We start from the raw sequence: 13,488 nt of genomic DNA on the forward strand, positions 1-13,488 counted from the left end.
ACTGGCGAGGTGCGCCTGCTTCTCATCCGCCACGGACAGACCCCTTCGAACGTCCGCGGCGCGCTCGACACCGCCTTCCCCGGCGCCGGACTCACGCCCCTCGGCGAGGCCCAGGCCCGCGCGGTCCCGGACGCGCTCGCGCAGGAGCGGATCGCCGCCGTCTACGCCTCGCCCCTCGTCCGGACGCAGCTCACCGCGGGGCCACTCGGGGAGACGTTGGGCGCGGACGTCCGCGTCCAGCCCGGGCTCGAGGAGATTTCCGCCGGTGGGCTCGAGATGCGCAGCGACCCCGAGGCCGTGGAGTCGTACGGCGAGTGCCTCGTCGCGTGGATGCGCGGGGAACTGGAGCGGCCGATGTCAGGGGGCCCGACCGGCAGGGACTTCCTCGCTCGCTACGACTCCGCAGTCCGGGAGATCGCGGGCGCTCACCTCGGGAGCGATACCGTTGCCCTGTTCAGCCACGGCGCCGCCATCCGTGTGTACGGGGCCGTCATCTCGGGGATGGAGGGCGACGCGGCGGCCGAGCTCATGATCATGAACACCGGCATGTGCGTGCTCGAGGGCAGTCCGGAGTCGGGCTGGGTGCTGGAGGAATGGCGGAGCGAGCCGCTCGGCGGCCTCGAACTCGAGGACCTCACTGCCCACGACGTCACCGGCGAGAGCGCCGACGAAGCGGCCCACGAGCCCCACCACCCCTAGCCCCACCCCAAGCCGTCTCGGGTACAGATAATCCCTGCCAGGTCCGTCTCGGGTACAGATAATCCCCCGTCCATCAGGATTATCTGTACCCGAATCCCCTCAGGGCTGGAATACCTGTACCCGAAACATCTCAGGGAGGGATTATCTGTACCCGAGACGTCTTAGGGGGTGAGGCCGCGGGCGGCGGCGCGGACGACGGCGCGCGTCACCTCCTCGAGGCCCGGCGAGTCGAGCGTCCACACCTGCCAGTAGAGGCGCAGCTCCTCCGACCACGCGGGGTCGAGCTCCACGAGGGCGCCCTCGGGGTCCTGCTGGTCCGGGACCATGCCCCAGCCGAGCCCGGCGTGGACGGATTCGACGTACTGCACCGAGTCGGGAATGAAGTGCTGCGGAGGCGCCGCCTCAGGTGCGACGCGTGCGAGGAGGGCGAGCTGGTGGCTGTCCTTGCGGTCGTACTGCATGACGGGGGCGACGGCGAGCGCAGCCGGGGTGGGTCCCTCGGGGAACCAGCGGTCCACGAACTCCTTCGAGGCCTTCGCCCGGTAGACCATCGAGCCGAGCGGGCGGACGGTGCACCCCTGCACAGGCCGCGGTTCGGCGGTGACGGCAGCAACGGCGTCGCCCGAGCGGAGGAGGTCCGCGGTGGCGTGCTCGTCGTCGCGCAGCAGCTCGAGGGCGACCCGTCCGCCGAGGGCAATCTCGCGGATGGCGGCAGGAAGCCAGGTCGCGATCGAGTCGGCGTTGCCAACGATCGGTACCCGCAGCCGCTCGGCGCTCGGGCGAGGCGCGCCGTCGTCGTCCGCTTCGCTCGGTTCCCGGCCGCGGAGGGCCAGGACCGCCTCGTCGGCGAGGAGGAGCAGCTGGCGGGCCGAGCGCAGGAGCTGCTCCCCCGCCGGGGTGGGGCGGACGGGCTTGAGGCGCCGGACGAGGACGCTCCCCACGGACCGCTCGAGCGCCTTGATCCGCTGGCTCACCGCGGAGGGGGTGAGCCTGAGCTCGCCTGCCGCTGCCTCGAAGGTCTCGTTGTCGACGACGGCGGCGAGTGCCCTGAGCTGGTCCAGTTCCATGAAGATATTCTAATGTGGATACAAAAATAGTAAATTGATCTTCAGAAGGCCGAGACGTACCGTCGAAGAGTGACCCCCTTCCTCACCGGCCTCGGAGCCAGCCTCGGCCTCATCGTCGCCATCGGCGCCCAGAACGCGTTCCTCCTGCGTCAGGGGATCAAGCGTGAGGGCGTCCTGCCGGTCGTCCTCGTGTGCCTCGCGAGCGACGCCATCCTGATCTTCGCGGGAGTCGCGGGAATCGGGGCCCTGATCCAGAGCGCTCCGGCTCTCCTCGTCGTCATCCGCTGGGTGGGAGCCGCGTTCCTCCTCACCTACGCCGCGTTCGCCGCCAAGCGCGCGCTGCATCCGGGGATCCTCGAGGCGGCTACTTCTCCGCGCGGCATGACGGCGTGGACCGCTGTGCTCACGGCGGCCGGGATCACATGGCTCAACCCGCACGTGTACCTGGACACCCTCGTGCTGCTCGGATCGCTCGCGAACGCCCAAGGCAGCCCGGGCAAGTGGCTCTTCGGCATCGGCGCCGCCACGGGAAGCGCCCTGTGGTTCCCGCTCATCGGCTTCGGGGCCCGCGGGTTGCGGGGCTTCTTCGCCAAGCCCGCGTCGTGGCGGATCCTCGACGGCTGCGTCGCCGTGCTCATGCTCGGCCTTGCGGTGGTCCTCGCGTCCGAGAGCTGAGTCACGCCTCCTCGATTCGTTTGCGCCTGGGGAAGGGGAGGTAGTAGGCACGCATGAAGGCAGTGGTCTGGCACGGCATAGGCGACATCCGACTCGACGAGGTTCCCGAACCCTCCCTCCAAAGCCCGCACGACGCGATCGTCCGCATCACGCGCTCGGCAATCTGCGGAACCGACCTGCATCTCGTCCGCGGAACGATGGCGGGAATGCAGGAAGGCACGATCCTCGGGCACGAAGCCGTAGGAATAGTGACCGCTGTCGGCGACGCTGTCCGGGGTTTCAGCGCCGGCGACCGTGTCCTCATCAATTCGACCATTTCCTGCGGTGCCTGCCGCTACTGCCGGATGGGCAAATCGGCCCAGTGCGACGTCGCCAACCCGAACGGCCCGCAGGCGGGGACGAGCTTCTTCGGGGGCCCCGCGATGACTGGGCCCGTGGATGGGCTCCAAGCCGAGTACGCGCGGATTCCGTGGGCGCAGAACACGATGCATCCGCTCCCGGAGAACGTCTCAGACGAGCAGGCGATCCTCCTCTCGGACATCTTCCCGACGGGCTGGTTCGGCGCCGAACTCGCGGGCGTTCGGCGCGGCGACGTGGTCGTGGTCTTCGGCGCGGGGATCGTGGGACAGTTCGCGGCCGCCTCCGCCTTCAAGCAGGGCGCGGGGCGGGTCATAGTTGTCGACGGCGAGGAGACCCGTCTTGCGGCAGCCCTCTCCCAGAACTGCGAAATCGTGAACTTCAACACCGAGGACCCCGTGCAGACGATCATGGACCTCACGAACGGGATCGGCGCGGATGCCGTCATTGACGCCGTTGGCGTCGACGCCGAGCGCCCCAAGCAGGGTCCAGCTGCGGTCTCACCGGATGAGGGGGCGAAGTTCGACGGCGAGGTGCAGCAGATTGCCCCGGATGCAGCTCCGCACGACGGACAGTGGAAGCCGGGCGATGGCCCTTCCCAAGTCGCCCGCTGGGCGGTCGAGGTGGTCGCGAAATGCGGCCGGATCGGCATCATCGGTGTGTACTCGCCGACGGTCGAGACGTACCCGATAGGGAAGGCGATGAACAAGAACCTGACCGTCCGCATGGGCAACTGCGACCACCACTCGGTCACCCCGCCGCTCATCGACATGGTCGCGGCCCGGCAATTCGATCCGACGGCGCTCATCACCGAGCACGAGCCGATCGATTCCGCGATCGAGGCCTACGAGGCCTTCGACCGCCGTGAAGCCGGGTGGATCAAGGTCGAGCTCACACCCGCAGGGAGCTAGCCGCCCGGGGGAGTTAGACGGCCGCCTCGAACGCGGGGACGCTCAGCCGGTACGAGGGCAGCGACCACAGCCGCCGCGCCGCGAAGTCCTCAACGAGTTCCGCGAGTCCGACCGTCAGCCCGAGCGACGGGTCGGGAGCGAAGAGGAATGGCGTGATCCCGGCGTCGGCGAGGGCGTCCTCGGCAGCCTCCCGGTAGGTCACGCCCAGGCGCGGGTCGTACGTCGGCAGCTCCCCGTCGAGCCACACCACGCGGTCGAGCCCGCGGAGCGTCACGAAGTCGATGACGGCGTCGATCTTCCACCAGCCGCTCTCGACCCCTTCGGGCGGAAGGAAGCAGGCTTGCGGCAGCAGCCCGATGACGCGCGCCTGCTCGCGGCTGCTCTGCCGCCAGAACAGAGCCCGCTCATCGGCCACGGCACTCATCCTCCACAGGGCCGCGGCGCCGCCCCCGCGCGACGCGCCGAGTCGGCGAGCGTCGGCCACGAGCCCAAGTCCACCCATCCTCAGGTCCCCTTCTCCAGCGCATATAGGATCCCATCATTGGACAGGTCTATTCCGCCTGTAAAGAGCGAATATATGTGCGAATCGAAGCCCATGGAGGGGCACGAGTTCACTTCTTCGCGCGCCCGAGGTCCCGGACGGGGAAATCTCCGACGCCAACGGAGGCTCCTGGACATCGGATATCGGGGCCCGAAACCGCCTACGAGACCTGCTCGGCGCCGGCCTCCTCCTGTGCCTCGAGCTGTGCGGCCAACGCCTGCAGCGCAGGGAGTGCCTGGTCGATCGCGTGACGGCTCTCGGCGCTGAGCCCCTCAAGGGCCCGGCGGATGCGCCGTTCGTTGGCCTGTTGCCAAGAGAGCAGGCGCTCCCGGCCGTCGGCGGTGAGATTGAGGACGACGGCGCGCCGGTCGCTTTCGTGGGCATGGCGCTCGAGGAGGCCGGACGTGACCATCTGCTGCACGAGGTTGCTCACAGTGTTCCGCGCCAAGTGCTGCCGCACGGCCAGCTCGCTCACCCCGAGGCCGGGCTCCTCCGCGAGACGTTGGAGCAATTCGACCTGCGCCATCGGCAGGGACTCCCAGGGCAGTTCCTCACGAACGCTCGCACGGAGCGTCCTCCGGAGACGCGTGATGACATCGGTCAGAGACCACGCGTCGCCTGCCCCACGGGCACCTGAAGTCATTCTTCAAGCCTAGACGAGATGGCCCCTACCGAGACCAGTTCTGTTACGGAACATCTTCGCTCTCAGGTTTCACCGATTCAGGCTCGATACCATTCGCGATATGGCCCCACGTAGGAAACCGTTGATCGACACGACCACAGCCCTGGGGAGGGTGCTTGCCTTCTTCAGCATCAGCGCTGTCTGCGGCATCCTCGTGGCCGGTCTCATGTCGCCCGCCGTCGCTCTGACGAGCGCCGCGGCCAACGGCTCCGTGCAGTTCTTCAACAGCCTTCCGAGCGACCTTACGGTAACGCCTCCATCGCAGTCCACGCGGATCCTCGCGGCCGACGGCTCGACGATCGGGACGGTCTTCACCGAGAACCGGACCGACGTCCCGCTGAGCCAGATGTCGATGAACATGCGGAACGCCATCGTGGCCATCGAGGACTACCGCTTCTACCAGCACGGTGGCATCGACCCGATGGGCATCCTCCGCGCGGTCACGATCGACGCAGGGGGTGCCCGGCAGGGCGCCTCGACTCTGACCCAGCAGTATGTGACGAACGTGCTCAATGAGGACCTCGTCACCCAGGGCAAGAGTGCGGACGTCGTCCTCAACGGGCAGAAGGGCGTGGGCGACAAGCTGCGCGAGATGAAGCTCGCCATCGCCCTCGAGAAGCAGTACTCGAAAGACCAGATCCTCCAGGGCTACCTCAACATCGTCCCGTTCAGCGGCAACGCCTACGGGGTCGAGGCCGCGAGCCAGTACTTCTTCTCGGAGGACGCCAGCGCCCTGACGATCCCACAGGCCGCGCTCCTCGCGGGCCTCGTCAATGGCCCCGGGTACTACGACCCCACCACGTACCCGGACAGGGCCGTCTCACGCCGCAACCTCGTGCTCGACGCGATGCTCACGCACGGCTACATCAACCAGGCCCAGCACGACGCGGCGGTCAAGACCCCGCTCCAGCTCAAGCTCAACCCGCCGAAGCAGGGCTGCCCGTACTCAACGACGCCGTACTTCTGTGACTACGTTCTGCATCAGGTCGAGAACGACCCTGCCTACGGCGCGACTCCCCAGGACCGCGTCCAGAGGGTCATGAGCGGCGGCCTCACGATCAAGACGACGCTCGATCCCCGCCTGCAGGCTCCCGCCCAGCAGCAGGTCGATGCGACCGCGGGCGCAAACCCCGACAAATGGGGCGCCTCCCTCGTGACGGTCCAACCCGGCACGGGAAAGATCGTGGCGATGGCGCAGAACACGCGAATGCTCGGGGGCCAGGGGAGCGGCTTCGTCACGACCTACAACTTCAACGTCGACAGCGCCGATGCGAGTGGCAATCCCCTCGGCGGCGTGGGCGGCATGCAGCCCGGCTCGACCATGAAACCGGTCACCCTCGCAGCATGGCTGAACGAGGGCAAGCCCACCAACCAGATCGTCAACGCCGCGCAGCGGGTGTACCCCTTGAACTACCCGTGGAGAGACACGTGCGCCAAGGTCACCGGGGCGTACGACGACGCCGAGGTCGGCTTGGGTGCCGCGAACGACCTTCAGAACGATGAGCCCAACTGGTACTACCCGATGAGCGTGCGGGAGGGCATCACCCAGTCGATCAACACCGCGACCTTTGCCTCCGCTGCCGGCCTCAACGACTTCTGCGACATCCAGCGCGCCGCTGACGCCCTCGGCATGCACAACGGCGCGGGCAACGGCCAGAAGCTCGACCTCTCTATCCTCGGCAACCTCCTCGGCGGAATGAACGTCGCGCCGCTCACGATGGCCAACGCGTTCGCGACGTTCGCCGCTGACGGAACGTACTGCACACCGATCTCCATCACAGAGGTCGACGATGCCCAGGGCAAGAAGATCGGCGGCCAGAACCAGAGCTGCCAGACCAACGCCCTCAAACCGGGCGTGGCCCAGGCTGCGACGAACGTCCTCCAGGACGTCATCACGAAGGGTTCCGGCCTGCTCATCCCCCAGAAGCTCGGCGTCCCGGACGCGGCCAAGACGGGTACCAACCAGTACAACAACCAGACGTGGGTCGTCGGGTACACGAGGGGCCTTTCGACGGCGTCCTTCTTCGGGGATCCCTTCAACGCAACTGCTCGCCTCGGCCGTGACATCACGGTCAACGGGCAGTACTACCCGGTCGTCGACGGCGCCTACATCGCCGGTCCCCAGTGGGCGAAGTACATGCAGCAGGTTGTGGGCTACTACGACCACGGCAACTTCGATCCGCCGCCCCAGAATCTCATCGGCTGAATCTAGTTCTGGCCCAGATGTAGTTCTGGCCTAGATGTAGTTCTGGCCTAGAATAGATCTATGCCAGAACAGTTCTGTTGCGGAGTCCGGAGCGGACCGTGAGCCCCACGACGGCTGCAAGCACTTCGAAGCTCCGGAGTGAGGGCGCGTGGCTCGTGCGCCTGACTCTTGTGACGCTTCTCGTGGGGCTCGGCGCCGGGGTGGTCGGTATCGCCGTCGACCTCGCGCTCCAGCTCCTCCAGCATCTGGCCTTCGGCTACTCGAGCGGGTCCCTGCTCGAAGGCGTGACCCAAGCCCCGCCCTGGCGACGTTTCGCGTCGCTCGTCGCGGCCGGCGTCGTCGGCGGTGTCGGTTGGTGGGCCCTCCGGAGGTGGGGGTCCCACGTTGTCTCGGTCGAACGCGCTGCCAAGGGGACTCCCATGCCGCTCAAGACGACCATCGCGAACGCGGCCCTTCAGATCGGCATCGTGGGCCTCGGAGCGTCGATCGGCCGTGAGGCCGCCCCTCGCGAGCTCGGTGCCCTGTTCGCCGACAAGGTCACTCGGGCAGCCGGCCTGAGCGAGCGTGAGGCGAAAATCCTCGTCGCGTGCGGAGCCGGTGCCGGGCTCGCCGCCGTCTACAACGTGCCGTTCGGCGGCGCGCTCTTCGTCGTGGAAATCCTCCTCGCCGAGGTGAGCTTCGCCACGCTGCTCCCCGCGTTCGCGGCCTCGGCCCTCGCCGCAGCGGTGGCCCGCGTCGTCGTGCCCGTCTCGCCAATGTATGCGCTGCCGCATGTCGCGGTGACTCCCCAGCTCGTCGGATGGGCCGTCGTCGCCGGTCCCCTCATCGGTCTGGCCGCGTCCGGCTTCGTCCGCGTCACCCGGATCGCGGCCTCGACAAAGCCTCGCGGACGGGCCATCCTCTGGGCGATGCCGCTCATCTTCGCGGGAGTCGGCGCCATCTCGCTCTTCCTGCCCGAGGTTCTGGGCAACGGCAAGGCGGCGGCCCAAACGGTGTTCAGCGGAACCGCACCGCTCGCCGTCGTCACCCTCCTGCTCATCGCCAAGACGGCGACGACGGTGGGCACCATCAAGGCAGGCGCTGCCGGCGGGACCCTCACCCCTTCCGTCGCCATCGGGGCGATGCTCGGCATCGCCCTCGGCAGCGTCGTGAACCTCGTCATGCCCGGGACGTCGACGGCTGCCTTCGCGTTCGTCGGCGCCGCAGCGTTCTTGGCCAGCACGATGCGCGCGCCGATGACCGGCCTGATCCTCGTCACCGAGTTCACCGGTCAGGGTCCAGAGCTCCTCGTTCCCGGGATGGCAGCGATCGCCGGGGCCCTCGCCGTCGTCTACTTCCTCGAGCGGACCCGGCTCTCTGACATCGCCTGATCTAATCCATCCTGATCTAACCCAGCCGCACCGGGCCCCATTCGCGCAGGGCTTCGCCGGGTCCGGGGTTCTCGGTGGCCGAGGACCCGCCGAGGTGCCTGACGACTCCCCAGACGGCATTCAGCGCCGTGGTCACGGCACCCTCGGCCCAGCCGGCGGTCCAGGAGATGTCGTCGCCGGCGAGGAAGATGCCGCGGTGCTCGGCGTCGAGGGCGGACTGATCGAAGTGCGTGTAGAGCCTCTCCTGATACCGATAGTGGCCGGGAAGATTGGCCTTGAAGGCCCCCATGAAGTTGGGATCCGCCTCCCACGAGACCGTGATCGGCTGTCCGATGATGTGGCTCCGGATGTCGGTCTCGGGATAGATCTTCTCGAGCGAGTGCAGCATGAGCTCCACTCGCTGTTCGGCGTCGAGCGCGAGCCACTTGAGGGCGTCGTCGTTCCACGTGTAGGAGAGCAGGATGACGGCGGGCTGGTCGGGTCCGTTGTCAAGGAGGTAGGTGGCGCGGTTGAGGCGGTCGGTGAGGGTCATGGACATGACCTCGCGCCCTTCGGCGTCCCGCTCCTTCCAGAACGGCCGGTCGACCATGACGAAGGTCTTGGACGACTGCATGTAGTGCGAGCGTTCGATCGCCGTCCAGTGCTCGGCCGGGAACAGGCCCTCTTCCGTGTCGATCCGGGTGGAGAGGAGCCACGATTGGCACGTTGCGACGACGGCGGGATAGCTCCGCTGCCGCCCCCAGGTCTCGGTCACCGTGATCGGTGCGCTCTCCCCGGCCGGAGTGGCGGGGCTGTGGGCGCGCGCGATCTTCGCGACCGCTCCCCTCGGCGAGCCACCGTGGAGCGACGCGAGAGTGGTGCCGGCGGGCCAGTGCGCCATCCCCGATGGGGAGTGGTGCCACAGGGCCTGCGGGAGCCGCTGGGCGCCTCCGACGATGAGCCGATGCTGGTCGTCGGCGTCGGTGTAGACGACACGGAGGATCTCGAGGATCGAGTTGGGGAAGTCCGTGTCCCAGCCACCGGTCCCGAAGCCGACTTGGCCGAAGGCCTCCCGGTGGGCGAAGCCGGCGTCCTTGAAAGCCTTGCTGTTCGCGATGAAGCCGTAGAACGTCTCCTCGTCGAGCTCCTCGACAAGGCGGTCCCAGAGTTCCTTGATCCTGCGGGCGTCTCGCGTGCGGATTGCTACCTGCATCTGCTCGAAGTGCGCCTCGTCGCGCAACGCCGCCTTCCAAGCCGCGGCAACCTCGTGGAAGAACGCCGGAAGGTCCGCGGCGGTCTCGGCGTAGAACTTCCTGCCCGCGAGCTCGATCACGGTGCTCGAGGTGACGGACGAGAGGGGGTTGGGAAACTCCCTCGTCTCGAGGCCGAGGAGGTCGATGTAGTGGTACAGCGCTCGGCCCGATTCCGGGAAGCGCATCCCGCCCAAGTCCGCGGTGATCCCCTCAGCGCTCGGGAAGGACGCGGTCCTGAGCCGACCGCCGACCTGATCGGCCTCGTAGACGACAGGTTTGAGGCCAAGCTTCATGAGCTCGTAGGCCGTGACGAGGCCGGAGAGCCCGGCGCCGACGACTGCCACCTCGGTCCCGTACAGCTCCTCGGGAACGCTTCCCAGCCCTGCCGGGTGCTTGAGGTACAGGTCGTAGCTGAACGGAAAGTCGGGGTTCAGCATGGTCAGGCGAGCGGACGACGGGGCGTTCTCGCCTTCGAATGAATCTGCCGAATGGGCTGCCATGGTCATGCGTGGGCCTCCTCGTACTCCGTCTCAACGAGTTTTCCAATGCGAGAGTTGCGGCGGCCGTAGGCGAAGTAGAGGACGATCCCCACGGCCATCCACGCACCGAAGACTGCCCAGGTGATGCCGTCCAGATTCGCCATGAGGAAGACGCAGGCCAGGGCGCCGAGGATGGGGACGACTGGGTACAGCGGGACGCGGTAGGTGCGGTTCAGGGACGGCCTCGTGCGCCGGAGGATGATCACGGCGATGTTGACGAGCGCGAACGCGAACAGCGTGCCGATGCTCGTCGCATCCGCGAGCGCGCCGAGCGGAACGAGCGCCGCGGTGACCGCGACGAGAACGCCGACGATCCAGGTCCCGGCCACGGGAGTGTGCGTGCGAGGAGAAACGCGGCCGAACACTGCCGGGACGAGGCCGTCGCGGGACATCGTGAGCAGGATGCGGGTCTGCCCGTAGAGCACTGTGAGGACAACCGAGCAGATCGCGAGGACGGCGCCGACCGCGAACACGACGGCGATCCAGGCCTGGCCCGTGATCTCGTCCAGGATCTGCACGAGGGCGGCCTCGCTGTTGCCGAACCACTGCCAGTCCTTGGCGCCGACGGCGGCGACCGCGACGAGGACGTAGAGCGTGGTGACGATCAGCATCGAGAGCAGGATTGCGCGCGGCATGTCCCTCTTCGGGTTCCGGGCTTCCTCCCCCGCTGTCGAAGCGGCGTCGAAGCCGATGTAGGAGAAGAAGACCTTCGAGGCGGCGGCGCCCACCCCGGCGGCGCCCATCGGCATGAGCGGCGCGAAGTGGCCCGCGTTGAAGGCCGTGAAGGCCACCGCGCAGAAGAAGACGAGGATCACGATCTTCACCGCCACGATGGCCGTGTTGACTATCGCGCTCTCCTTGGCGCCGCGCACCAGGAGGACGGTGGCGAGGAGTACGACGACGAGGGCGGGTACGTTGACCAGACCCCCCGAGCCCGGGGGCTGGGAGAGGGCGTCAGGCAACTGGACGCCGACGACGGAAAGGGTCTCGTTGACGTACTGGCCCGCGCCGACGGCGACTGCGGCGACCGAGACCGCGTATTCCAGCACGAGGCACCAGCCGCAGACCCACGCGGTGCCTTCCCCCATGGTCGCGTAGGAGTAGGAGTAGCTCGAACCGGCCACAGGGACCATGCCGGCCATCTCTGCATAGCTCACTGCGGAAAGCAGTGCAGCGACGCCGGCGATGACAAAGGAGATCCACACGGCGGGACCGGCCACGGGAACGGCTTGGCCCAGGATGACGAGGATCCCGGTTCCGAGGGTCGCGCCTACGCTGATCATTGTCAGCTGCAGGACTCCGAGGCTTCGACGGAGTGAGCCGCCGCCGCCTCCCTCGGCGGCCTCTGATTCCATCGTCGTGATCGACTTGCGGCGGAGGAGCTGGCGGCCGAGTCTCGTCTTCGAGTCTTCGCGCGCCTCAGTCAAGGTGCTCATGAGACAACGCTAAGGGTGTGAGAAAGCTCTCAGCGCTGTGCAAAATGACCTAGAATGATCGTTCGTGGGATCAAATGCACCCGACGTTGAGTCGCCGAGCCTCACCGTTTCCAGCTTTCTCAGTCAGCTGCCTGAGGACGTGCGGGTTCTGCACGACGCCGGAGACCAGCTCCTGCGATGGGTCGAGCCGAGCGACCTCGCAGACCCTACCCCTTATCTCGTCGACCACGAGCTGCTCCTGACCTCCGGCCTTCCCCTTCGGAACTCGGGGCCGGACCCTATCGATGCCGACGCCTTCGTGCGGCGGCTCGTCGCGGCTCAGGTCTCGGCACTGGGCTTCGGGCTCGAGCCGTACTTCAGCCAGGTCCCGGAAGAACTCGTCGAAGCCTGCTCGCGGCACGGACTCACGCTGTGGGAGATTCCGCACTCGCTGCCGTTCGCGGCGATCGGGCTGGCCTTCTCCCGCCTCCTCGAATCCGAGAACGCTCGGAGGCTACGCGACGTCGCCGACATGAGTCGCCAGCTCCTGCGATCGGTGCTGGGCGAGCGGCCCGAACAGGACCTCCTCGACGCACTTTCGCGGCGCGTCGGCGCAAGGCTCGAACTGTATGGTGCGCGCGGCCAGCTCCGCTTCACTGCGGGCGCCCGGAGCAAGGGGGCCTTGAGCGGTCATTCGAGCGCGCACGCCGCCGAGGACGCAGTGGCCGAACTGCTCTCCACAACTCTCGCGAGCTCCGCTCCACGAGTTGAGCACCGGGGCCTCGAGACAGGCGAGGTGGTCGCTTTCCCGTTGCGCAGCGGACGCCCACGGAATCGGATGCCTGAGACCACGCTCGGCGCTCTTCTCCTCGTGCTCCCGCGCGCCCTCTCACCCACCGAGCACAGCATCGTTACGACAGCAGTCGGGCTCCTCGAGGTCCTTGCGCGCCAACGCACGGCCGGAGACCTCTCGCCGAGCCAGCTCGCCACGGCCCTCTTGCTCGGCTCAGATGCTTTCCCCAGGCAGCTCGCCGAGAAGCTCCTCGCCGAGGGCGTCGGCGGCCCTCGGCGGGCGCCGCTGCGCGTCGTCGTCGGGGCCCGAGCGGAGCGGGAACCCGACAGGCAATCCGACAGGCAAGAGACCAGCAGGCAGGAAGGGAGCCCGGACGGCCTCGAGGCGATACCAGAGGTCCTGCAGTGGCGGCGCCTGTGGGACACCAAGCTCGTGGTCCACGAGGGTCAGCACCTGTTTGCCCTCACGAGGGTCCATCCTTCGGAGGAATCGTTCGCGACTACGCGAAAGGCGGGATACGTCGTCGCTGTGAGTTCCGCCGCTAGGGACGGCTCCGCAGCGGCCGGCTCCTTCTCGGAGTTGCGCGAACAGGCGCTCGCATTGCTGCCCCGCGCCCTCGACGAAGGCCGGAGCATCAGCGCTGACGAGGCCCCGCCGTCGTTCTTGGGACTCCTCGCCCCGGAAGCCGGCCGGCTTCTCGCGAGGGAGCTCTTGGGCCCGCTCAGCGAGGGCGGTGCGGCGCGCGCCGAGCTTCTCCTCCGCGTGCTCCGAGCGTGGCTGGGCGCCAATGGTTCGTGGGACGCCTCTGCATCGGCTCTGGGCCTTCACCGTAATAGCGTTCGACGACACATCAGCGTGATATCAGACCTCCTGGGCAAGGACCTACAGGACGCAGGTGTCCGCGCCGAGCTCTGGCTGGCGCTCCAGTTCGTCTAGGTGCTTCGCCAGAGCTCAGGCGGACGGCTCGGATGGCAAGCCTCCGGCAGGGCGCCCATGAGGGG

General features: G+C 67.7%; 11 protein-coding genes. 6 read left to right on the plus strand and 5 right to left on the minus strand.

The genetic code is table 11. The annotated features are described in order from the left end of the window. The first annotated feature begins 9 nt into the window (after window positions 1–9). On the plus strand, window positions 10–699 hold the full coding sequence (locus L0M17_RS20470) for a histidine phosphatase family protein (RefSeq protein ID WP_241056205.1): 690 nt from the start codon (window positions 10–12) through the stop codon (window positions 697–699). 161 nt (window positions 700–860) lie between these two features. Here L0M17_RS20470 and L0M17_RS20475 read toward each other — a convergent pair whose 3' ends face one another. Beyond that, the gene (locus L0M17_RS20475; RefSeq protein WP_241056206.1) at window positions 861–1,766 is read right to left on the minus strand and encodes a LysR family transcriptional regulator ArgP; all 906 of its coding nucleotides are present in this window, start codon (window positions 1,764–1,766) and stop codon (window positions 861–863) included. 69 nt (window positions 1,767–1,835) lie between these two features. Here L0M17_RS20475 and L0M17_RS20480 point away from each other — a divergent pair, with 69 nt between their 5' ends. Further along, window positions 1,836–2,441, plus strand: coding sequence for a LysE/ArgO family amino acid transporter (locus tag L0M17_RS20480; protein ID WP_241056207.1), 606 nt, complete (start codon window positions 1,836–1,838; stop codon window positions 2,439–2,441). A gap of 53 nt (window positions 2,442–2,494) precedes the next feature. After that, complete coding sequence (locus L0M17_RS20485) at window positions 2,495–3,709, plus strand: alcohol dehydrogenase catalytic domain-containing protein (RefSeq protein WP_241056208.1); 1,215 nt, start codon at window positions 2,495–2,497, stop codon at window positions 3,707–3,709. A 13-nt stretch (window positions 3,710–3,722) separates the two neighbouring features. On the opposite strand, the gene L0M17_RS20490 is transcribed toward L0M17_RS20485, so the two are convergent. After that, complete coding sequence (locus tag L0M17_RS20490) at window positions 3,723–4,211, minus strand: hypothetical protein (protein WP_241056209.1); 489 nt, start codon at window positions 4,209–4,211, stop codon at window positions 3,723–3,725. A gap of 199 nt (window positions 4,212–4,410) precedes the next feature. Further along, window positions 4,411–4,893, minus strand: coding sequence for a MarR family winged helix-turn-helix transcriptional regulator (locus L0M17_RS20495; RefSeq protein WP_241056210.1), 483 nt, complete (start codon window positions 4,891–4,893; stop codon window positions 4,411–4,413). A 121-nt stretch (window positions 4,894–5,014) separates the two neighbouring features. Here L0M17_RS20495 and L0M17_RS20500 point away from each other — a divergent pair, with 121 nt between their 5' ends. Together L0M17_RS20500 and L0M17_RS20505 are read left to right on the plus strand one after the other, a co-directional pair. Next, window positions 5,015–7,138: a transglycosylase domain-containing protein gene (locus L0M17_RS20500; protein WP_308196905.1), complete on the plus strand. Its 2,124-nt coding sequence runs from the start codon at window positions 5,015–5,017 to the stop codon at window positions 7,136–7,138. A gap of 98 nt (window positions 7,139–7,236) precedes the next feature. After that, the gene (locus L0M17_RS20505; RefSeq protein ID WP_241056212.1) at window positions 7,237–8,508 is read left to right on the plus strand and encodes a chloride channel protein; all 1,272 of its coding nucleotides are present in this window, start codon (window positions 7,237–7,239) and stop codon (window positions 8,506–8,508) included. A 16-nt stretch (window positions 8,509–8,524) separates the two neighbouring features. Here the strand turns inward: L0M17_RS20505 and L0M17_RS20510 are convergent, their stop codons facing one another. Together L0M17_RS20510 and L0M17_RS20515 are read right to left on the minus strand one after the other, a co-directional pair. Beyond that, window positions 8,525–10,177, minus strand: coding sequence for a flavin monoamine oxidase family protein (locus L0M17_RS20510; RefSeq protein WP_241056522.1), 1,653 nt, complete (start codon window positions 10,175–10,177; stop codon window positions 8,525–8,527). Between the two features lie 65 nt (window positions 10,178–10,242). Then, complete coding sequence (locus L0M17_RS20515; RefSeq protein WP_241056213.1) at window positions 10,243–11,715, minus strand: APC family permease; 1,473 nt, start codon at window positions 11,713–11,715, stop codon at window positions 10,243–10,245. A gap of 64 nt (window positions 11,716–11,779) precedes the next feature. Here L0M17_RS20515 and L0M17_RS20520 point away from each other — a divergent pair, with 64 nt between their 5' ends. Further along, window positions 11,780–13,423 carry a PucR family transcriptional regulator gene (locus tag L0M17_RS20520; RefSeq protein WP_241056214.1) on the plus strand — a complete coding sequence of 548 codons (1,644 nt, stop codon included), beginning with the start codon at window positions 11,780–11,782 and terminating at the stop codon, window positions 13,421–13,423. Window positions 13,424–13,488: the final 65 nt, after the last annotated feature.

This window comes from Sinomonas terrae, assembly GCF_022539255.1.
Taxonomy (GTDB): domain Bacteria; phylum Actinomycetota; class Actinomycetes; order Actinomycetales; family Micrococcaceae; genus Sinomonas; species Sinomonas terrae.